Genomic DNA, 20,938 nt, shown 5'->3' on the forward strand with positions numbered 1-20,938 from the left:
ATTAAATATTACTAAAAGATTTATTTTTTTATAAATCTTTTAGTGATTAAACCTTCGTTTGTTTCTAACTTTAAAACATAGGTTCCTTGATTTAAATTACTTATATCAAAGGAGTAGTTTTTACTTAATTGAAGGATTTCTTCTTTGTAAACCATTCTACCCGTTACATCAAATACTTCAGCTTTAGCTTTACCACTTATATTTTCTTCAAAGCTTAGGTTTACTTGATTAGAAGCAGGGTTTGGCCATAAACTTAAGCCTACTTGTTTTTCAAATTTATCACTACTCAATGTAGTAGCTGTAATACCTGTACCAATAATTGCATATTCTTGACTATTATTAGCTAAGTTTCCTTTATGTGTAATTTCAACTGTATATATTGCGCCAGCAACTGGGCTGCTTACAATAACTTGTTCGTAATTATCAACAATATTGTCTCCTTTTATTGCTGGTGCTGTTACATCAGTAAGTTGTAATTTCCATGGTAGAAAAGTTTCACCATTTAATGTAATTCTCAAGTCGAGATCATTAACCAATTTTGGGGTAGGAGAGTTTAGTAAATTATTTACAGAAGTTCCAGCTGGGTCGTTCCAGCCGATCATGATTTTTAAATCTTCGTTTCCAGATGCGGTAACTTCAAAACTTAAACTTTCGCTTTGCGTCAATTCTTGTTCGCTAATTATTGAGCTTTCTATATCTTTATTTAATATAGTAGTTGCTGCCTTTTCTGTGTTAAGAATACCCCACCCATAGGTCGCATCTGGGCCTACATTACCTGCATCAGAAGCAGTATTTAGCGCCAATGCTTTTAATGTGTGAGATTTCAAATAGATACCGAATTCATTATTGTATAATTCTTGTAATAATAGCAAACTTCCTGCTACACCTGGTGATGCCATAGATGTCCCAGTAGCAGTACCATAAGAATCGTTGGAACTTGCTGCTGTAGAAAATATATTTGTACCCATACCTCCAATGTCTGGCTTTATTCTTCCATCATCTGAGGGTCCGCGACTACTTGAATTATTAATATTTGAAATTACTAGATCTCCAAAGTAAGTTACGCTTGCTACATTGGCTACTACTAAATTGTTTTTTGCATTTTTATCTGATGTTAATTTGTCGTAATTAGGTGCTAATCCTCCTTCATATTCTTGGTTTCCGCTATTTCCAGCCGCGAAAACTGCCAAATGATAAGGTGCAGCGTTAGCTATTAAATCCCAGCTCCTTGCTCCATTATTATAAGCTCCCATAAACCAGGCATCTATTGTCTCTCCATTTTCTTGCTCTACAGCTATTCCATATGAATGGTTAGAGATTAAAAAATTATCATCGTTAGCAGCAGTTTGCGCTTCTGTTTCCACATTATTTACATCATATACTAATAAATTAGATTTAGAAGCCATACCACGTGCATCTGCATTTACACCGCTAGCACCTATTGTGCCTGTAACATGTGTAGAATGAAAGGTGGAATTTGAATTGTTATCTGGTAAAGATATTCTGCTATTGGCACCATCCATGAATTCAACATGAGTAGTTCTTGTTGTACCACCTACTTCCCATATTCCAACATCCATATTTTCACCTTCAAGGTTTAGATTTAAACTCCCTCCGGGTTGTAGAGCAACTGTTTTTGTATTTGCTGCTGCTGTTGTATTATCTGTAGATATATATATTGGCTTTCCCTTTAGTACATCATAAATTTGATGTATAGTATTTTCACTTACAATTGTTTCAGGAACATCATTTAAACTTAGAAATGTTTTTACTCTTTGTTCCCTTTCTTGTACGATTTTATCGATTTCTCTTTTAATTTCTTCTTTGTCAGTTTGTCCAAAACTAGAAATGCTTACGGCTAGAAAAATTATAGCAACTAAATAGTCTTTCATTTTTTTCATGAATTTTTTTATCAAAAATAAAAAAACCTGACATTATAAATGTCAGGTTTTATGTTAAATATATTTTTACAGTTATTGAACTGTAAATTCAAAGGATTCTGAATCTCCAAAATTGCCACCATCAGCAGCTAATGTTCCATCACCCAAAATTAATTGGAATGATCCTTCGCCAAAATCGCAGCAAATACCATCACCAAATGCATCATAAATTATGAACAAATATTCACCTGGTTCTGTAAAACATATACTTTCATTTGTTCCGTCTAATCCTGCACCATAAGAATTGCTAAACAATGGAGTATTTGATCCTTGTTGGTAAATTTCCCATGAAGTTTCTTCTGAGTAATCATCAAAAGTTATTAGAATAAATCCTTCTGTACCTGGACACTCTTCAACAACCGTAAAAGTTGTCGGCTCACTAAAGGTTAACCCATTCACTGATTCGCCAAAACTTAGCGTAATCTGTGGATTAGAGCTTAAATCAAGTCCATTAAAACTGATCTCGAACTCACCTTTATTTGTTCCAGCTGGTATCATAGCTGTAGGAGCTAATTGATAATTTGATTCATCAATATTTGTTCCTTCAGCAACTACATTAACATCTAACATCAAATCACCAGAAACATTATTAGACGAATAAATATTTACTGTCGCGCTGCCAGTACCGTCAGCACTTACTTGGATATTTGTGTTATTAACATCAAAAGTTACATAGCCTTTCGCTGTAATCTCATCTTGAGAACAACTGCTTACAAAAGCAACTACGCCCAATATGACCAAAATTTGTTTTATACGTTTCATTATCATTATGGATTTTGAGTGTTAATTTCTGGATTATCTTGTATTTCTCTTTCTGGAATTTGGAAAGTCATACGATTATCGTTGTGAGGTATAATTTCACCTTGAAATGATAGGTGATTAGTACCCAATCTTTCAGCATTTCGTTGATTTCTTTTAATTGCCTGATAAGTCTTTCCTTCTCCCCACAACTCAATTCTTGTTTGTAAGAATATTTCATCTAATAGGTCTTGTCCTGAAAGTGTATTTACGTAAGATGCATCAGGTACTCTTTGGCTCATTAAACTGAATAAAGATTGTTGAGCAGCTCCGGTGTTTCCTGCTTTAGCATTTGCTTCAGCATTTAACAATAACATTTCTGCATACCGCATGTACACATAATCAGCTGAAACGACTTGCGATGCTCCACCGATTACTCTCCCAGAGTCGTAAAACTTATAGAAAGGTTGTAATGGGAAAATTGAAGCATTAGTACCCTGATTTTCTTGTGGGTGTCCAGAAAATTTAAATTGTAATTTTCTAATATCATCATTTGGGATTTGATCAAACAAATTACTATCAATCGTTTTAAAATCTCCAGCCCATGCATAACTATAAGAAAAATGATCAACCTGTCCCCACCAAGAAACTAATCCGATGTTTAAATCTTCATTAATATCGATACCCCATAACCAGCCAGGTGTATTTACATCGTTGAAACCACCTAGTACTTCACCTTGATTCATAAGAGAAGCTCCACTTTCTGACATCACTTCTGAAGTTAAGTTTGCAACCTCTTGCATTCTTGACGTTTCTCTTGTTGATGCAATTACATAAGCTAGGATTCCTTTAGCAACAGTTTTATTGATTTGTGCTTTTCCGCTTCTTTGGAAAGTTTCAAGTAAATCGATTGCTTTGTTTAAATCTTCTTCCATTAAAGCATAAACTTCACTTGTAGTTGATCTCGGTAGACCTATTCCAATCGCAGCATCATAAAGTGGTAATACTTCATCATTTGGATTGTAATCATTAGCATAGTATAGGTGTAAATTGTAGTATGCAAATGCTCTAAGTGCAAGTGCTTGACCTAAAATATGTTGATTGATTTCAAGTTCAGGAACATTGTCTGCACCACCTTGAATTGCTATCACTGTGTTAGCTGAACGAATAATCGTATAGTAAAAAGACCATACTTGAAGATTTTCACCGAATGTAAAATCTTGTGTAGATTGATATTCGGTTATTCCAGCTCTATACCAACCAAAAGTACTTACAGAAAGTGCCATATCACTACTCAATAAATCTGAGTATAAGTCATGAGATTTGTGTCCGAAGTCATCATGTCTTCCATTTCCTCTTCCAGCAAATGTTTCGACCATATAAGCGTAAATACCATCAACAAATCCAACTGCAATAGCAGGGTTTACTTCGGCAGCTTCCTCAAGTTGCTGAATGTTTAAAAACTGTGATGGTTGCTCATCTAAAAAGTCACTCTCACACCCATACAATCCTATAAATAGCATTGTTAGGATTCCAATTTTAATTTGTTTTTTCATTTTCATTTTTTTTAAAATTTGCAATTAACACCTAATGTGAATGTAGTTAAAGGAGCATAAAACCCTCTACCAGATAAACCACTTTGGCTAGTATTAGGTAAAAACCCTTCTCTTACACTCGACATAAATAAATTATCTCCTGTCAAATATACATTTAAATTGCTTACTCCAACGCTGTTAATCAAATCTTTAGGAAAATCATAACCAATCATGAAGTTATTAAAAGCAAAGAAATCTGTTTTTGTTAAAAACCTTGTAGATAAAGATGAAGCGTTTGCATCTAATGCATCGGCTAATCTTGGTACACTAGTAATATCACCAGGTTGTCTCCATCTGTTTCTAATATCAGTATGGAAGTTATTTCCTGCTGCTCCAAAACGGTCAGTCATTAACTCTGAATATTGGCTATCATATCCGTAACCACCAATTTGGTATGTAAACTGAGTAGAAAGCATGAAGTTTTTATAACGTGCATTAATTCTAAATGCTCCTCTTAGATCTGGGATTGCTGATTTTCCAACAAATTTATCAGTTGCTTCTGAATATGTTTTTGTAATTCTACGTTCTACAACTGCATCAGGATTTTCATTTAAATATGGAGTCATAGTTTGTATAACATCTCCATTATTTGTGTTTACATATTGATACCACATTGGTGCACCATCTGCTGGATCAACCCCTGCATATTCTCTCATGTAATATTCAAATATTGAAGAACCTTCTGCGTAACCAAATCTACCATTTCTTGTAAGAATTGCTTCCTCACCAGTTGAAGGGTCGATTGGCATAGTTGTTAATTCGTTATTGAAAGTTTCACCATTTACACTTACGCTTAATCCCCAATCTTGGGTTTCAACGATTCTTGCATTGATGTCAAATTCAAAACCTTGGTTTCTTAATACACCATCGTTAGTAGTAACTTGCGCTCCAGGAATCCCTGTTGAAGGAGGTAATCTACGAGCGAAGATTAAGTTTTGGGTATCTTTTATGTAATAATCTAAGTTTACATCCAAAAAGTCAAATAATGTAGATTCCGCTCCAAATTGATACATATAAGCTGTTTCCCATGTAAGGTTTGGATCTTGAGCTTCTCTAATAGAGAATGCGAAATTACCACCTAAATTTAACGGATTGAAAGTATCTATACCAGTGTAGAATCCTACACCATTTTCATCTCCAGTAATACCCCAAGATGTTTTTAATTTCAAGAAATTAACTATGTTATTATCGAATAAAAAGTCTTCTTTGGTCATAACCCAAGACGCACCAACTGAACCAAATGTATCCCATTTGTCGTTAGCAAATCTCGACGAGCCGTCTCTACGAACACTTCCTGAGAAGAAATACTTTCCGTCGTAATTATAATTAACTTGTCCAAAATAAGACTCTAATGTTCTTCTTGAATTATAACCGAATGGTTGTCTTAAGTTCTCTAAATAGTTATTTAATTCGTATAAACCAGGAATTACCGCTAAGGCCTTTCTTGATGAATGGATATTAAAATCGAATGTATTAGACTCGTGAGCTACTAATGCTTCAACAGAGTGGTCTCCAAATTTTTTGTTGAATCTTAATAATTGCAATGCATTAGTTGTTAAACGCTCTTGATTAGAAAGAGTAATGTCTCCACCTTGCTCTGCAGCTGTTCCGTAGAATGGGTTTCTAGCATTTCTTTGTGTAGTATTACTGTACTGTGCTCCAAAACTGGTTTCAAACTTCAAATAATCAGTAATTTTCACATCTAATCTAAAAGAACCATTCATCTCATGTCTATCGTTTCCATTGAAATCTAATAAAGCAGCTCCGATAGGGTTCAATAAGTTAGCGTTTGGTCTTGCTCTAAATCCAGAAGGAGATCCATAATCAAATTGGTTTCCACCGTATATTGGATCAGGAACTAAAACACCATCATCATCTCTTAAATATACTGGGAAAATAGGCGCCATCTTGTCTGCAAATTCAAATAAGTTTTCTGCACCATCTGTTTGTCCGTTGGCTACAGTTTCTGAGTATGCATAACCGATATTTGCACTTAGGTCTAACCAATCTTTTACTTTAGATTGAACGTTTGCTCTTGTTGTATAACGTTTATAGCCTGTGTTTATAGCATAACCCTCGTCATCTAATAAACCTGCCGATACAAAGTATCTTGTTCTTTCATTTCCACCACCCATTCTTAGGTTAGCTTCGTTTCTTACAGAAGTACTAAAACCAACATCTGCGTAACGTTCTGGTGTAAATCTTCTTTGAACACCATCTCTAACCATGCTAGTAGCAGGGTCAATTAGTTGACTTACATCATTGGTATCCCACATGTTGTATCCAGCAGGGATTACATTAGCTGAAAATAAATTTTGATTAGCACGGTTAATTGCTAAACCTTCATTAAATCCTTCAGCAACTGCTCTATTGTACAATCCTTCCCATACTGCACCAACATACTCTTCTGGTGATTTCATAACATCATATCTAGGTATTACCTGAGAGTTGATACCACTTCTTAAGTCTACTTCAATGTAGTCTTCACCAGATACACCACCTTTAGTTTCAATTAAAATAACACCATTTGCACCACGAGAACCATAAATAGCTGTAGCAGTTGCATCTTTTAAAATAGTAGTACTTTTAATATCACTTGGGTTAATTGAGTTAATGCTTCCTGAGAATGGAACACCATCTACTACGTATAATGGAGCACGGTTACCATTTACTGACCCAAAACCACGAATACGTACTTGCGATGTCGTACCTGGTTGCCCAGAAGTATTAATAACATTTACCCCTGCAGCTTCACCAGCAAGTGCTTGCGATACGTTAGAGAAGTTTTTGTTAGATAAAGTTTCTCCAGATACAGTTTTTGCTGTTCCTGTAAAAGATTCTTTAGTCGCTGTACCATAACCTACAACCAGCACTTCGCCAAGTTCTTCGGCAGATGGTTCTAAGGATACGCTGATGTTAGATTTGTTAGCTACTGTTGCTTCAACTGTTTTGAAGCCGATGTAACTAAATTCTAAAACATCACTCGGAGATGCTTGAATAGCATACTCTCCATTAAAATCTGTTTCGGTTCCGCGGTCTGTTCCTTTCACTTTAACACTCACTCCAGGTAGAGGAATGTTAGCATTGTCTGAAACTGTACCACTAACCGTTTTTTGTTGCGCAAAAGTTATTTGCACCAAAAACACTAGTAATAGTGTTAGAATAAAACTAAACTTTGTTCTCATTTTGTTATTTATTTGAATTAGCCAACGCCAAAAGTCAAAATTAAAAGTTAATTACACAACTTTTTTTTCTTTTTATTTTACATAAACTTGTTAAATCTTAACATTTTGGCAATATTATATCAAAAAAAACTGCTTAAACTAAGATGAACTTGCGTATTTTCGAATGAAAAATCTTGTGTTTTTGATGTTCCGTTAGCGAAAATAAGCCTTAAAACTCCAGCTTGAGTTTCAATTCCCAATCCAAAACCAAAACTAAACAGATTTTCACCTATTCTTTCTCGTTCATTTTCGAAATAGCCATAATCGAAAACAGAGTTTGCATATAAGCTTGAACTCAAAAAGTATCGCAACTCTGTGCTTAAACTGCCAAATGTCGAAGCTACTATGCTATTCTCTTCAAAACCCCTGATATTGTTTATGCCTCCGAATCGAAATAATTCATTGTCGTAATAAGTAGATGATCTAAGCCAGGCTATTTGTGTTTTTGTGTGTAAAACTAATTTTTTGGTTAATAGTAAATCGTAGGTTGAGTTCAGCTTTATTCTTAATTGGTTGTCATTTGTTTCTGAAGAACGTTTGCCACTTGATGCAGTTAAAGTGATTTTTTTTTCATTGAAAAAATTTCCAGTGATGTTATCTTGTTTTGAATAATTTATTTTTGCACCATAAAAAACTGAAGTAAAGTCGCTACCATTAGCTGTTGAATTTAACGAGTTGTTTAGTAAGATGCTAGATTGCGTAAAATCTGCTTCTGTTCCAATACTTAATAGTGGATTAATTTGATAATTGAGACCCACAAATTGCATGCTGTTTGAAAATGTTGAGTCTTTTCTGAAGATTTGTAATCCAGCTTCCAAGCTCACGGGGCTATTAAATATGTAAGCTAAATTTAAGTTTGCATTAAAACGTTGCTGTTCTCTTCCGTCGTTTTTGTACTCGATTGCTAAGGATTCCCCAAGGTGAAGGTTGTTGATCAGTGTTAAGTTTATATACCCATTCAGTTCTAATGAAGTTTCTTCGGTGCTATTAAACCCAATAAAGCCATCAAAAGTGTTTGCATTGTTTCTTTGTGTGTAGAGAAAAATTTTAGTTGAGTCTGTTGTGAATTGTACTTCTGGATCTTTTACGCTCGATGCAAATGCAAGATTTTCGAAGTTTTTGTTTTTATCTCTAATTTTTTCTAAATCAAATACGCTCCCTTCTCTGTAGCCTAATTTATATTTTGCAAAAGCAATTGGGAATTTTTCGTAACCTTTAATAATGATTTTATCGATTGTTCTTTTTTTGTTTTGCTTGAACTCGATTTCTGCTGTAATATATCCATTTTCAGCTTCCTTTAGATTTGTAAGTTTAAATTGATCAAACGGTCTACCTTGTTTGTTTAAAATTTCTAAAGCTTGTTTGGCGAATTCTTTAAATTCTGTAAAGGACATGTATAGGTGTCCTTCTTTTTCGGGGAATTCCGTTTTCTTAAATATAAACGAATCTGTATTTTTTCTGATTTTAATTCCTTTGTATCTTTTATTCAGCTTTAAATTTGCTTGGTAGACGTTATTTTTTATTTCTTCCAAAGAATGAACTTCCGCAAATATAAATCCCTGCTCTTTCAGTGTTGCAACTAAGTTGTACGTGTAGTCGCTAAGCGCTTTGGTGTTTTTGAATTCTGTTTTAAAAGAAAACTCTTCAATATATTTATTATTAATTTTGTCTAAGGTATTTATTTCAAGGCGAATATTTGCATCTTCTTGCGCATTTGCTAAAAATGTACCTAGGGCAGCAATAATGCAATAATGAATAAGAAGCTGTCGGCAATAAATCATTCAATAAATATGAGTTTCTAGAACTACAAAACAAGCATAATATTTTGTTTTATCAGAGTAGTTTGAAAATTAATTAATTATCCTTTGTTTCATAAAATTATATTTCTACATTTGCAAACCCAAAAAATTGGGATAAAAACATTTATTTAATATTGTAGTATAATATGCCAACAATTTCACAATTAGTAAGAAAAGGAAGACGTACTATAACTAAGAAGAGTAAATCGGCTGCCTTAGATTCTTGTCCTCAACGACGTGGAGTTTGTACTCGTGTTTACACCACTACGCCTAAAAAACCAAATTCAGCAATGCGTAAAGTTGCTCGTGTTAGGTTAACAAATGGTAAGGAGGTAAATGCATACATTCCAGGAGAAGGACACAATCTTCAAGAGCACTCGATAGTATTAGTTAGAGGCGGGAGAGTAAAAGACTTACCAGGGGTAAGGTATCACATCGTTCGCGGTGCTTTAGATACTGCTGGTGTAGAAGGAAGATTGCAACGTAGATCAAAATACGGGGCAAAACGTCCAAAAAAATAAGTTGAAAACTGTTTAAAGACAAGAAATGAGAAAAAGACAGGCAAAAGTAAGACCTATTCTTCCGGATCCTAAATTTAACGACCAATTGGTAACCCGATTTGTTAATATGTTAATGTGGGATGGGAAAAAGTCTATCGCTTTTAAGATTTTTTATGATGCTATAGACATCGTAGACGAAAAAAAACAAGACGAAGAGAAATCAGCTTTAGAAGTTTGGAAAGAAGCATTATCAAATGTAATGCCTCACGTTGAAGTAAGAAGCCGTAGAGTTGGTGGAGCTACATTTCAAATACCATCTCCTATTCGTCCTGATCGAAAAATTTCAACCGCTATGAAGTGGTTAATTAGTTTTTCTAGAAAAAGAAATGAAAAATCTATGGCGGCTAAATTGGCTGCTGAAATTCTTGCAGCTGCCAAAGAAGAAGGTGCAGCCGTTAAGAAACGTGTAGATACGCATAGAATGGCGGAAGCTAATAAAGCATTTTCACACTTTAGATTCTAAATAATGGCACAAAGAGATTTAAAATTTACTAGAAATATAGGTATTGCAGCTCACATTGATGCTGGTAAAACTACGACTACCGAACGTATACTTTATTATACTGGAATTAGTCATAAGATTGGTGAAGTTCACGATGGCGCAGCTACTATGGACTGGATGGAGCAGGAGCAAGAACGTGGTATTACCATAACATCTGCTGCTACGCACTGTACATGGCCTTATCGCGATGATGAATATATTGTAAACATTATTGATACACCTGGTCACGTTGACTTTACAGTAGAAGTTGAACGTTCGTTGCGTGTGTTAGATGGTGTAGTTGCATTGTTTAGTGCTGTGGATGGTGTTGAGCCTCAATCTGAAACGGTTTGGAGACAAGCTGATAAGTATAGGGTACCACGTCTAGGTTTTGTTAATAAGATGGATCGTCAAGGTGCTAACTTTTTCAATGTTTGCAAACAAGTTAGAGAAATGTTAGGCGGAAACCCGGTTCCTTTGCAAGTTCCAATTGGAGATGAAATTGACTTTAAAGGTGTGGTTGACTTAATTTCTAAAAAAGCAATTATATGGAATGAAGATGACATGGGGATGACCTATGAAGAAATCGATATTCCTGAAGAATTGAAAGAAGAAGTTACTAAATATAGAACTGAGTTAGTTGAAGCTGTTGCAGAATACGACGAAGAGTTAATGGAAAAGTTCTTCGAAGATGAAGATTCTATTACCGAAGACGAAATTATTGCAGCTTTACGTGCAGCAACAATCGATATGTCTATTATTCCTATGATGTGTGGTTCAGCATTTAAAAACAAAGGAGTTCAAGCTATGTTAGATGCTGTGATGCGCTACTTGCCTTCTCCAGTAGATGTTGAAGCTATTGAAGGTGAGAATCCTGAAACTGGCGAGGTGGAAACTAGAAAACCACACGTTGATTCACCATTTTCAGCTTTAGCTTTTAAAATTGCTACCGATCCTTTTGTTGGGCGTTTAGCTTTTTTTAGAGCTTATTCTGGTAGATTAGAAGCAGGTTCTTATGTGTTGAATAATCGTTCTGGTAAAAAAGAACGTATCTCTAGAATGTATCAAATGCATTCTAATAAACAAGAGCCTATTGACTTTATTGAAGCTGGAGATATTGGAGCAGCTGTTGGTTTTAAAGACATTAAAACTGGTGATACTTTAACTGATATGAATAATCCTATCGTTTTAGAATCTATGACTTTCCCTGCACCAGTTATTGGTATTGCGGTTGAGCCTAAAACTAAAGCAGATGTTGAAAAGATGGGTAATGCCTTAGCTAAATTAGCTGAAGAAGATCCAACTTTCGTTGTTAAAACAGATGAAGCATCAGGACAAACTGTAATTTCAGGTATGGGTGAGCTTCATTTAGATATCTTAATTGATCGTATGAAACGCGAATTTAAGGTTGAAGTTAATGTTGGTGAACCACAAGTAGAATATAAAGAAGCAGTTAAAAAACTAGCTGAACACAGAGAAGTTTATAAAAAACAATCTGGTGGTCGTGGTAAGTTCGCCGATATTGTATTTGATTTAGGTCCTGTTGATGATGATTTTGAAGGTTCAGGATTGCAATTCGAAGATAAAATTAAAGGAGGAAGAATTCCTAAAGAATTTATTCCTGCTGTACAAGCTGGATTTACTCAAGCTATGAAAAACGGGCCACTGGCTGGTTTTAATATGGACACGCTTAAAGTAACCTTAAAAGATGGTTCTTTTCACGCGGTAGATTCAGACCAATTGTCTTTCGAGCTTGCAGCTAAACTAGGTTATAAATCGGCTGCTAAGAAAGCAGGGGCTGTAGTATTAGAACCGATGATGAAAGTTGAAGTAGTAACCCCAGAAGAAAACATGGGTGATATCGTTGGAGATTTAAACAGAAGACGTGGTCAAGTTAACGACATGTCAGACCGATCAGGTGCTAAAGTAATAAAGGCTATTGTACCTTTATCGGAAATGTTTGGATACGTTACCACCTTAAGAACTTTGTCTTCAGGTAGAGCTACATCAACCATGGAATTTTCTCACTACGAAGAGACTCCATCAAATATATCAGAACAAGTAATCGCTGCGGCTAAAGGAACTACTAACGAGTAATAGAACTTATCATGAGTCAAAAAATAAGAATAAAATTAAAATCTTACGACCACAATTTGGTAGACAAATCTGCTGAAAAAATCGTGAAGACCGTGAAAACTACGGGTGCTGTAGTTACTGGACCAATTCCACTACCTACTAAGAAGAAAATCTTTACCGTATTGCGTTCTCCTCACGTAAATAAAAAATCACGCGAACAGTTTGAGTTGAACTCTTTTAAACGTCTTTTAGATATTTATAGTTCATCTTCAAAAACTATTGATGCGTTGATGAAACTTGAATTACCAAGTGGTGTAGAAGTAGAGATAAAAGTATAATTAAGTATACAGTATATTTTAGCAGGGCTTTTAGTAAGCCCTGTTTTTTCAATTTTTAATAATAATAATAAATAAATTATGTCTGGGTTAATAGGAAAGAAAATAGGCATGACCAGCATTTTCGACGAGAACGGTAAGAATATACCTTGTACCGTTTTAGAAGTTGGTCCATGTATTGTTACCCAAGTCAGAACCGATGAAGTTGATGGTTACAAAGCCATTCAGCTTGGTTTCGATGACAAATCAGACAAGAATGCTACGTTAGCGGCTCAAGGCCACTTTAAAAAAGCGGGCACTCCTGTAAAACGAAAAGTCGTTGAGTTTGATGGTTTTGATGCGGAGTACAACTTAGGTGATGCAATCACCGTAGATTTGTTTAAAGAAGGTGAATTTGTTGACGTTGTTGGAACATCCAAAGGAAAAGGATTTCAAGGTGTTGTAAAAAGACACGGTTTCGGTGGTGTAGGTCAAGCTACTCATGGTCAGCATAACCGTTTAAGAGCTCCTGGTTCTATCGGTGCAGCATCAGATCCTTCAAGAGTTTTCAAAGGTATGCGTATGGCAGGCCAAATGGGAAATGAAAGAGTAAAAGTACAAAACCTTAGAGTGTTTAAAGTTGTACCAGAAAAGAATCTTTTAGTTGTAAAAGGTTGTGTTCCTGGACATAAGAACGCTTACGTAACCATCGAGAAGTAATGAAGTTAGCAGTATTAGATATCAACGGAAAAGAGACAGGCAGAGAAGTAGAACTTCCGAGTGCTGTTTTTGGTGTAGAACCTAACAATCACGCTATTTACTTAGATGTTAAGCAACACCTTGCCAACAAAAGACAAGGAACGCATGCAGCAAAAGAAAGAGCAGATATTGTAGGAAGTACACGTAAGATAAAGAAGCAAAAAGGAACGGGTACAGCCCGTGCAGGTAGTATTAAATCTCCAATATTTAAAGGTGGTGGTCGTGTTTTTGGTCCTAGACCAAGAGATTATCACTTTAAATTAAACAAGAAGTTAAAACGATTAGCTCGTTTTTCTGCACTTTCAAAAAAGGTTCAGCAGAAAGCTGTTGTTGTTGTGGAAGATTTTAATTTTGATACCCCTAAAACAAAGGAATTTAAACAAGTTCTTTATAATCTAGAGCTTATCAATAAAAAATCAACCTTTGTCTTGGCTGAATTAAATAAAAATGTATATTTGTCGTCCCGTAATTTGGAGAAGTCCAATGTCGTAACTAATTCAGAATTAAATACTTATAGAATTATGAATTCTAATGTAGTCGTTTTTTCTGAGTCAGCTTTAAAGGGTTTAGAATCTAATTTCACGAAACAATAGTTATGAGTGTATTACAAAAACCTATAATTACAGAGAAAGCAACCGCTGATAGTGAGTTGAAAAACACATATTGGTTTGAAGTTGATGTTAAGTCAAATAAAATTCAAATCAAAGAAGCTGTTGAAGCTGCTTATGGAGTAACAGTAGATTCTGTTAGAACAATGAATGTATATCCGAAGGTGAAGAGCCGTTTCACGAAAACTGGAGTTATTTCTGGTAGAAAAAAGTTTACCAAGAAAGCCATTATTAAAGTGACGGATGGAGATGTAATAGATTTATATAGTAATCTTTAACAATTAAAAAATGTCGGTTAGAAAATTAAAACCTACAACACCTGGGCAGCGTTTTAGAGTTGTAAATGGTTTCGACGCCATTACAGCTGATAAGCCGGAGAAGTCTTTGCTTGCTCCGATCAAGAAGTCTGGTGGTAGAAACAACCAAGGTAGAATGACGATGCGCTACAAAGGCGGTGGTCATAAAAGAAAGTATAGAATTATTGACTTTAAACGTGATAAGCACGATGTTCAGGCGGAAGTTTTGAGCATAGAGTACGATCCTAACAGGACTGCTTTTATTGCTTTATTGCGTTACGATGATGGAGAAAAACGTTACATAGTTGCGCCAACTGGTTTAAAAGTTGGTGACAAGCTTGTTTCATCTTTAGAAAATGCAAGTACTGAAATCGGTAATGCTATGCCATTATCTAATATTCCTTTTGGTACTATAATCTCATGTGTTGAACTTCGACCTGGTCAAGGAGCTGTTATGGCTCGTTCTGCAGGTACATTTGCACAACTTATGGCGCGTGATGGAAAATATGCCACTATTAAGTTGCCATCCGGTGAAACGCGTATGATACTGGCATCTTGTATAGCTACAATTGGTGCAGTGTCTAATAGCGACCATCAACTGTTAGTATCAGGTAAAGCTGGTAGAAGCAGGTGGTTGGGTAGAAGACCAAGAACTAGACCAGTAGTAATGAACCCAGTCGATCACCCAATGGGTGGTGGAGAAGGTCGCGCTTCTGGTGGTCATCCAAGATCTAGAAACGGTATTCCTGCTAAAGGATTCAAAACTAGATCCAAGAAAAAGTCGAGTAATAAACATATTGTAGAACGTAAAAAGAAATAAGCTATGGCACGTTCATTAAAAAAAGGACCTTTTGTTCATTATAAATTAGAGCGAAAAGTAGCTCAGAATGTAGAGTCTGGTAAAAAGTCTGTAATTAAGACTTGGTCCAGAGCTTCGATGATAACTCCAGATTTTGTTGGTCAGACCATCGGTGTGCATAACGGGAAGCAATTTGTTCCTGTTTTTGTAACAGAAAATATGGTAGGGCATAAACTAGGAGAATTTTCACCAACTCGTTCTTTTAGAGGGCATCAAGGTGCTAAAAATAAAGGTAAAAAATAAGAACAATGGGTGTACGTAAGAGAAATAGTGCAGAAAAATTGAAAGAAGCTAAGCAAGATGTTGCTTTTGCTAAATTAAATAACTGTCCAACTTCGCCTAGAAAAATGCGTTTAGTTGCAGATTTAGTTCGTGGTAAAGACGTTGCAATTGCAATGCAGATTTTACGGTTCAGTACTAAAGAAGCTTCTAAAAGAGTCGAGAAATTATTGCTATCTGCAATAGCAAACTGGCAAAGCAAAAATGAAGGTGAAGATGTAGAACAGGCTAATTTATACATTAAAGAAATTAAAGTAGATGGAGGTAGTATGTTAAAAAGATTACGTCCAGCTCCTCAAGGTAGAGCACATCGTATTAGAAAAAGATCTAATCACGTTACTATAGTTCTTGGGGAAAGAAATAACACTGAAAGCTAAGATAAACTATGGGACAAAAAACAAATCCAATCGGAAACAGATTAGGTATCATTAAAGGTTGGGAATCCAACTGGTACGGTGGTAGAGATTATGGAAATAATCTAGCTGAAGACGATAAGATAAGAAAGTATATCCATGCTCGTTTATCAAAAGCTAGTGTTTCAAGAGTGATTATTGAGCGTACGCTTAAACTTGTAACCGTTACTATTACTACCGCACGACCTGGTATTATTATTGGGAAAGGTGGTCAGGAAGTAGACAAGTTAAAAGAAGAGCTTAAACAAATCACGAATAAGGAAGTTCAGGTCAATATCTACGAGATTAAAAGACCAGAACTTGATGCTCATTTGGTTGCTTCCAGTGTGGCACGCCAAGTAGAAAACAGGATTTCTTATCGTAGAGCTATTAAAATGGCTATTGCCGCAACCATGCGAATGAATGCAGAAGGAATTAAGATTCAAATTGCAGGACGATTGAATGGTGCAGAAATGGCTAGAGTAGAATCTTACAAAGATGGTAGAATTCCGTTATCTACATTTAGAGCAGACGTTGACTATGCTTTAGTAGAAGCTCATACTACTTATGGTAGATTGGGTATTAAGGTATGGATTATGAAAGGTGAAGTTTACGGAAAAAGAGAGCTCTCTCCTCTCGTTGGACTTTCAAACTCCGACAATAAAGGTAAAGGTAGACGTACAAAACCACGTCGAAAAAAGTAATTTTAAATTATAAACAATGTTACAACCTAAAAGAACGAAGCATCGTAAACAACAAAAGGGGAGAATGAAAGGATTATCTCAGAGAGGTCATCGTTTATCAAACGGTACTTTCGGGATTAAGTCACTCGATTCTTCTTTTGTAACGGCAAGACAAATTGAAGCCGCTCGTATTGCTGCTACTCGTTATATGAAAAGAGAAGGATCTCTTTGGATCAAAATCTTTCCAGATAAACCAATTACTAAAAAACCACTCGAAGTTCGAATGGGTAAAGGTAAAGGTGCAGTAGAGTATTACGCAGCTGTTGTTAAGCCTGGTAGAATAATTTTTGAAATAGGTGGTGTGCCCCTAGCTTTAGCTAAAGAAGCTTTACGCTTAGCAGCCCAAAAATTACCAGTTAAAACAAAATTTGTTGTTGCTAGAGATTATCAAGAATAATTTTATAAATTATGAAACAATCTGAAATTAAAGAATTATCTGTTCAAGAGCTTAACGAAAAGCTTACTAGTTTTTCAAAAGAATTAAGTTCTTTGAAAATGACACATGCTATTAGTCCTTTAGAGAATCCTTCTCAATTAAGAAGTGTTCGTAGAACTATTGCACGTATCAACACAGAAATTACAAAAAGAGAATTACAATAATTCTACTTACAATGGAAAAAAGAAACTTAAGAAAAGAACGTATCGGTGTTGTTACTAGTAACAAGATGCAAAAATCTATAGTAGTCTCTGAAACTAAAAAAATCAAGCATCCTAAATATGGGAAGTTCGTACTTAAAACTAAAAAGTATGTAGCGCATGATGAAGAGAATACTTGTAACGAAGGTGACACTGTAAGAATTATGGAAACTAGACCTCTAAGCAAAAATAAATGCTGGAGATTAGTAGACGTAATAGAAAGAGCTAAATAATTATGGTACAGCAAGAATCAAGATTAAGAGTAGCCGATAATACAGGTGCCAAACAAGTTTTGGTTATTCGTGTATTGGGAGGTACAAAAAAGCGTTATGCTTCAGTTGGTGATAAAGTTGTGGTAAGTGTTAAAGAAGCAACTCCTAATGGAAACATTAAGAAAGGAGCAGTTTCAACTGCCGTAATTGTTCGTACAAATAAGGAAGTAAGAAGACCTGATGGCTCTTACATACGCTTTGACGATAATGCCTGTGTGTTGTTGAATCCAACAGGCGAAATGAGAGGAACACGTGTTTTTGGCCCAGTAGCTAAAGAATTACGTGATAATCAATTTATGAAAATTGTTTCACTAGCACCAGAAGTGCTTTAAATCGACTTTTAAGATGAAAAAAATTAAAATTAAAGTAGGTGATAAAGTTCAGGTTTTAGCTGGTGAGCATAAAGGTCAGCAAGGATCTGTTCAAAAAATATTTAGAGATAAAGACAAAGCTATTGTTGAAGGTGTAAATCTTGTAAAGAAGCATCAAAAGCCTAGCGCATCTAACCCTCAAGGTGGTATCAAAGAAATGGAAGCTCCAATTCATATCTCAAATTTATCATTACTTACTAAAGATGGTAACACTACTAGAGTAGGCTATAAGCTTGAAGATGGTAAAAAAGTAAGAGTTTCTAAAAAATCTAATGAAGTAATTTAATATGAGTTACGTACCAAGACTTAAAGAAGAATATAGCCAAAAAGTACTTCCAGCTTTAGTTGAAGAATTTGGTTATAAGAATAATATGCAAGCTCCTAAGTTGCAAAAAATCGTAATTAGTAAAGGTGTTGGTGAAGCCATCGCTGATAAAAAATTAATCGATTATGCAGTAGAAGAGTTAACCATGATTACAGGACAAAAGGCTGTTGCTACAAAATCTAAAAAGGATGTAGCTTCCTTTAAATTAAGAAAAGGAATGCCTATCGGTGTAATGGTTACTCTACGTGGTGAGCGTATGTATGAATTTTTAGATAGATTAGTAACTTCGGCCTTGCCGAGAGTTAGAGATTTCAGTGGTATTAAAGCTACTGGTTTTGACGGAAGAGGGAACTATAATTTAGGTATTACTGAACAGATTATTTTTCCTGAAATCAATATAGATAAGGTAAATAGAATTACAGGAATGGATGTTACATTTGTAACTTCAGCTGAAACTGATAAAGAGGCTAAATCATTATTAACAGAATTGGGTTTACCTTTTAAAAAGAAATAATATGGCTAAAGAATCAATGAAAGCACGTGAAGTTAAACGTGCAAAAACAGTTGAAAAATACGAAGAGAAAAGAAAAGTTCTTAAAGAAGCTGGCGATTATGAAGCTTTGCAAAAATTGCCTAAAAACGCTTCACCAGTTAGAATGCACAACCGTTGTAAATTAACTGGAAGACCTAAAGGTTACATGCGTCAGTTTGGACTATCTCGTGTAATGTTCAGAGAAATGGCTAATAAAGGTTTAATACCTGGAGTAAAAAAAGCCAGTTGGTAATTACATTAACGTAAAAGGAATACAAATGAATATAGATCCTGTAGCAGATTATTTAACACGTATAAGAAATGCAGTAGCTGCATCTCATAGAGTTGTTGAAATTCCTGCATCGAATTTAAAAAAGGAGATGACAAAAATCTTGTTTGATCAAGGTTACATCTTAAGTTATAAGTTTATTGATGACAATAAACAAGGAACAATAAAAATAGCACTTAAATACGATAAGCACACTAACGACCCAGTCATTAAAGCACTTCAACGTATCAGTAAATCTGGTTTACGTAAGTACTCACCAACTGATGAGTTACCAAGAATCTTAAATGGTCTTGGAATAGCTATCGTATCTACATCTAAAGGCGTAATGACAGACAAGCAAGCGCGTAAAGAGAATGTAGGTGGAGAGGTGCTTTGTTATATTTATTAAATAATTAAAGACTAAATAAAATGTCAAGAATTGGAAATAGTCCAGTAAGCATTCCCGAAGGAGTAACAGTTACGGTGAAAGACAACACGGTTACTGTGAAGGGTAAATTAGGGGAGCTTCAACAAGAATTTAGCGATATTGATATTCGCTTAGAAGAAAATGAAGTTATTCTTGAACGCAATACCGATAAGAAAAACATCAAATCTAAACATGGTTTGTATCGTGCACTTATCAATAACATGGTAGAAGGTGTTTCAAAAGGATTTACAAAAGAACTAGAATTGGTTGGTGTTGGTTATAGAGCAACTAATCAAGGTCAGAAATTAGATATTGCAATTGGTTTTTCGCATAATATTGTAATGGAATTGGCTCCCGAAGTTAAAATCGAAACAGTTTCAGAAAAAGGAAAAAATCCAATTATAAAGCTTTCTTCATTTGATAAACAATTGGTTTCTCAAGTAGCAGCTAAAATCCGATCATATAGAAAGCCAGAACCTTATAAAGGAAAAGGTATTAAGTATGTAGGTGAGTATATCAGAAGAAAAGCAGGTAAATCAGCTTAATAAAGAATAATTATGGCATTTTCTAAACAAAAAAGAAGATTAAAAATAAGAAAGCGCATCAGAAGAACAATTTCTGGTGATGCTTCAAGACCGAGATTATCGGTTTACAGAAGCAATAAATCTATTTATGCTCAGTTAATTGATGATGTTAGCGGTAAAACAATTGCTTCTGTTTCATCATTTCACTTAGGCAAAGAAGCAGAAGAACTCAATAAGGTAGAACAATCTAAACTGGTTGGCAAAACTTTAGCTGAAAAAGCATTGAAATTAGGAGTAGATAAGGTCTCTTTCGATAGAGGTGGTTATTTATATCACGGTAGAGTTAAATCATTAGCAGAAGGTGCTCGCGAGGGCGGTTTAAAATTTTAAAGTATGTATCAAGATTATAAAAACGTAGAAATTGTAAAACCTGGTGGATTAGATCTTAAAGATCGTTTGGTAGGTGTTCAGCGTGTTACTAAAGTAACAAAAGGTGGTAGAGCTTTTGGATTTTCTGCTATTGTTGTTGTAGGAGACGAGAATGGTGTTGTAGGTCAGGGTTTAGGTAAATCTAAAGAAGTTGCTGATGCTATTTCAAAAGCTGTTGAAGATGCTAAGAAAAACTTAGTACGAATTCCTTTGCATAAAGGAACTTTGCCGCACGAGCAATTAGGTAAATATGGTGGTGCTAGAGTATTGTTACTTCCTGCATCTCCTGGTACAGGTGTTATTGCTGGTGGACCTGCTCGTGTTGTTCTTGAATCTGTTGGAGTACACGACGTACTTTCTAAAAATCAAGGATCTTCTAACCCACACAACGTGGTAAAAGCAACTTTTGATGCATTACTTCAATTAAGGAGTGCACAGACTGTTGCTCAACAACGTGGTATTAGCCTTGATAAATTATTTAACGGATAAAC

General features: G+C 35.1%; 27 protein-coding genes. 22 read left to right on the forward strand and 5 right to left on the reverse strand.

The window, feature by feature from the left end; all coding sequences use genetic code 11:
- Positions 1-20: 20 nt before the first annotated feature.
- The 5 genes from IEV63_RS02090 to IEV63_RS02110 all read right to left on the reverse strand — a co-directional run bounded on the left by IEV63_RS02090 (position 21) and on the right by IEV63_RS02110 (position 9,278).
- Positions 21-1,901: a S8 family serine peptidase gene (locus tag IEV63_RS02090; protein ID WP_188405099.1), complete on the reverse strand. Its 1,881-nt coding sequence runs from the start codon at positions 1,899-1,901 to the stop codon at positions 21-23.
- Between the two features lie 72 nt (positions 1,902-1,973).
- Positions 1,974-2,681 (reverse strand): hypothetical protein, encoded by a 708-nt coding sequence (locus tag IEV63_RS02095; RefSeq protein ID WP_188405100.1) that lies wholly within the window; start codon positions 2,679-2,681, stop codon positions 1,974-1,976.
- 26 nt (positions 2,682-2,707) lie between these two features.
- Positions 2,708-4,234: a RagB/SusD family nutrient uptake outer membrane protein gene (locus IEV63_RS02100; protein ID WP_188405101.1), complete on the reverse strand. Its 1,527-nt coding sequence runs from the start codon at positions 4,232-4,234 to the stop codon at positions 2,708-2,710.
- A gap of 11 nt (positions 4,235-4,245) precedes the next feature.
- Positions 4,246-7,458, reverse strand: coding sequence for a SusC/RagA family TonB-linked outer membrane protein (locus IEV63_RS02105; protein ID WP_188405102.1), 3,213 nt, complete (start codon positions 7,456-7,458; stop codon positions 4,246-4,248).
- A gap of 119 nt (positions 7,459-7,577) precedes the next feature.
- Positions 7,578-9,278 carry a BamA/TamA family outer membrane protein gene (locus tag IEV63_RS02110; protein ID WP_188405103.1) on the reverse strand — a complete coding sequence of 567 codons (1,701 nt, stop codon included), beginning with the start codon at positions 9,276-9,278 and terminating at the stop codon, positions 7,578-7,580.
- A 164-nt stretch (positions 9,279-9,442) separates the two neighbouring features.
- Here IEV63_RS02110 and rpsL point away from each other — a divergent pair, with 164 nt between their 5' ends.
- From rpsL to rpsE, 22 genes are all read left to right on the forward strand, one after another.
- Positions 9,443-9,817 (forward strand): 30S ribosomal protein S12, encoded by a 375-nt coding sequence (rpsL, locus tag IEV63_RS02115; RefSeq protein ID WP_166400581.1) that lies wholly within the window; start codon positions 9,443-9,445, stop codon positions 9,815-9,817.
- Between the two features lie 25 nt (positions 9,818-9,842).
- A complete protein-coding gene (gene rpsG, locus IEV63_RS02120) occupies positions 9,843-10,319 on the forward strand; it encodes a 30S ribosomal protein S7 (RefSeq protein WP_188405104.1) in 477 nt (158 codons plus the stop codon).
- Positions 10,320-10,322: 3 nt separating this feature from the next.
- Positions 10,323-12,434: an elongation factor G gene (gene fusA / locus IEV63_RS02125; protein ID WP_188405105.1), complete on the forward strand. Its 2,112-nt coding sequence runs from the start codon at positions 10,323-10,325 to the stop codon at positions 12,432-12,434.
- A gap of 11 nt (positions 12,435-12,445) precedes the next feature.
- On the forward strand, positions 12,446-12,751 hold the full coding sequence (gene rpsJ / locus IEV63_RS02130) for a 30S ribosomal protein S10 (protein WP_166400584.1): 306 nt from the start codon (positions 12,446-12,448) through the stop codon (positions 12,749-12,751).
- Between the two features lie 78 nt (positions 12,752-12,829).
- Positions 12,830-13,447 (forward strand): 50S ribosomal protein L3, encoded by a 618-nt coding sequence (rplC, locus tag IEV63_RS02135; RefSeq protein WP_188405106.1) that lies wholly within the window; start codon positions 12,830-12,832, stop codon positions 13,445-13,447.
- The gene (gene rplD, locus IEV63_RS02140; protein ID WP_188405107.1) at positions 13,447-14,079 is read left to right on the forward strand and encodes a 50S ribosomal protein L4; all 633 of its coding nucleotides are present in this window, start codon (positions 13,447-13,449) and stop codon (positions 14,077-14,079) included. The genes rplC and rplD overlap by 1 nt, the downstream gene beginning before the upstream one ends.
- A gap of 2 nt (positions 14,080-14,081) precedes the next feature.
- On the forward strand, positions 14,082-14,372 hold the full coding sequence (gene rplW, locus IEV63_RS02145; RefSeq protein WP_188405108.1) for a 50S ribosomal protein L23: 291 nt from the start codon (positions 14,082-14,084) through the stop codon (positions 14,370-14,372).
- A 10-nt stretch (positions 14,373-14,382) separates the two neighbouring features.
- Positions 14,383-15,210, forward strand: a complete 828-nt coding sequence (gene rplB / locus IEV63_RS02150; RefSeq protein ID WP_188405109.1) for a 50S ribosomal protein L2 — start codon at positions 14,383-14,385, stop codon at positions 15,208-15,210.
- Positions 15,211-15,213: 3 nt separating this feature from the next.
- Positions 15,214-15,492, forward strand: a complete 279-nt coding sequence (gene rpsS / locus IEV63_RS02155) for a 30S ribosomal protein S19 (protein ID WP_188405110.1) — start codon at positions 15,214-15,216, stop codon at positions 15,490-15,492.
- A 5-nt stretch (positions 15,493-15,497) separates the two neighbouring features.
- The gene (rplV, locus tag IEV63_RS02160) at positions 15,498-15,905 is read left to right on the forward strand and encodes a 50S ribosomal protein L22 (protein WP_188405111.1); all 408 of its coding nucleotides are present in this window, start codon (positions 15,498-15,500) and stop codon (positions 15,903-15,905) included.
- Between the two features lie 8 nt (positions 15,906-15,913).
- Entirely contained in the window at positions 15,914-16,624 is a 711-nt protein-coding gene (gene rpsC, locus IEV63_RS02165) for a 30S ribosomal protein S3 (RefSeq protein WP_188405112.1), read from the forward strand.
- A gap of 16 nt (positions 16,625-16,640) precedes the next feature.
- The gene (gene rplP / locus IEV63_RS02170; protein WP_188405113.1) at positions 16,641-17,060 is read left to right on the forward strand and encodes a 50S ribosomal protein L16; all 420 of its coding nucleotides are present in this window, start codon (positions 16,641-16,643) and stop codon (positions 17,058-17,060) included.
- 11 nt (positions 17,061-17,071) lie between these two features.
- Complete coding sequence (gene rpmC / locus IEV63_RS02175; RefSeq protein WP_188405114.1) at positions 17,072-17,263, forward strand: 50S ribosomal protein L29; 192 nt, start codon at positions 17,072-17,074, stop codon at positions 17,261-17,263.
- Between the two features lie 11 nt (positions 17,264-17,274).
- Positions 17,275-17,532 carry a 30S ribosomal protein S17 gene (gene rpsQ, locus IEV63_RS02180; protein WP_188405115.1) on the forward strand — a complete coding sequence of 86 codons (258 nt, stop codon included), beginning with the start codon at positions 17,275-17,277 and terminating at the stop codon, positions 17,530-17,532.
- A gap of 2 nt (positions 17,533-17,534) precedes the next feature.
- Entirely contained in the window at positions 17,535-17,903 is a 369-nt protein-coding gene (gene rplN / locus IEV63_RS02185; protein ID WP_188405116.1) for a 50S ribosomal protein L14, read from the forward strand.
- A 13-nt stretch (positions 17,904-17,916) separates the two neighbouring features.
- Entirely contained in the window at positions 17,917-18,228 is a 312-nt protein-coding gene (gene rplX / locus IEV63_RS02190) for a 50S ribosomal protein L24 (RefSeq protein ID WP_229737155.1), read from the forward strand.
- 1 nt (position 18,229) lies between these two features.
- Entirely contained in the window at positions 18,230-18,781 is a 552-nt protein-coding gene (rplE, locus tag IEV63_RS02195) for a 50S ribosomal protein L5 (RefSeq protein WP_188405117.1), read from the forward strand.
- A gap of 1 nt (position 18,782) precedes the next feature.
- Complete coding sequence (gene rpsN / locus IEV63_RS02200) at positions 18,783-19,052, forward strand: 30S ribosomal protein S14 (protein WP_188405118.1); 270 nt, start codon at positions 18,783-18,785, stop codon at positions 19,050-19,052.
- A gap of 25 nt (positions 19,053-19,077) precedes the next feature.
- Entirely contained in the window at positions 19,078-19,476 is a 399-nt protein-coding gene (gene rpsH, locus IEV63_RS02205; protein WP_188405119.1) for a 30S ribosomal protein S8, read from the forward strand.
- Positions 19,477-19,496: 20 nt separating this feature from the next.
- Positions 19,497-20,039, forward strand: coding sequence for a 50S ribosomal protein L6 (gene rplF, locus IEV63_RS02210; protein WP_188405120.1), 543 nt, complete (start codon positions 19,497-19,499; stop codon positions 20,037-20,039).
- A 12-nt stretch (positions 20,040-20,051) separates the two neighbouring features.
- Positions 20,052-20,408 carry a 50S ribosomal protein L18 gene (gene rplR, locus IEV63_RS02215; protein WP_188405121.1) on the forward strand — a complete coding sequence of 119 codons (357 nt, stop codon included), beginning with the start codon at positions 20,052-20,054 and terminating at the stop codon, positions 20,406-20,408.
- Positions 20,409-20,411: 3 nt separating this feature from the next.
- The gene (gene rpsE, locus IEV63_RS02220; RefSeq protein WP_188405122.1) at positions 20,412-20,936 is read left to right on the forward strand and encodes a 30S ribosomal protein S5; all 525 of its coding nucleotides are present in this window, start codon (positions 20,412-20,414) and stop codon (positions 20,934-20,936) included.
- The last annotated feature ends 2 nt before the right edge of the window (positions 20,937-20,938 follow it).

Source organism: Psychroflexus salis, from assembly GCF_014640175.1.
Taxonomy (GTDB): domain Bacteria; phylum Bacteroidota; class Bacteroidia; order Flavobacteriales; family Flavobacteriaceae; genus Psychroflexus; species Psychroflexus salis.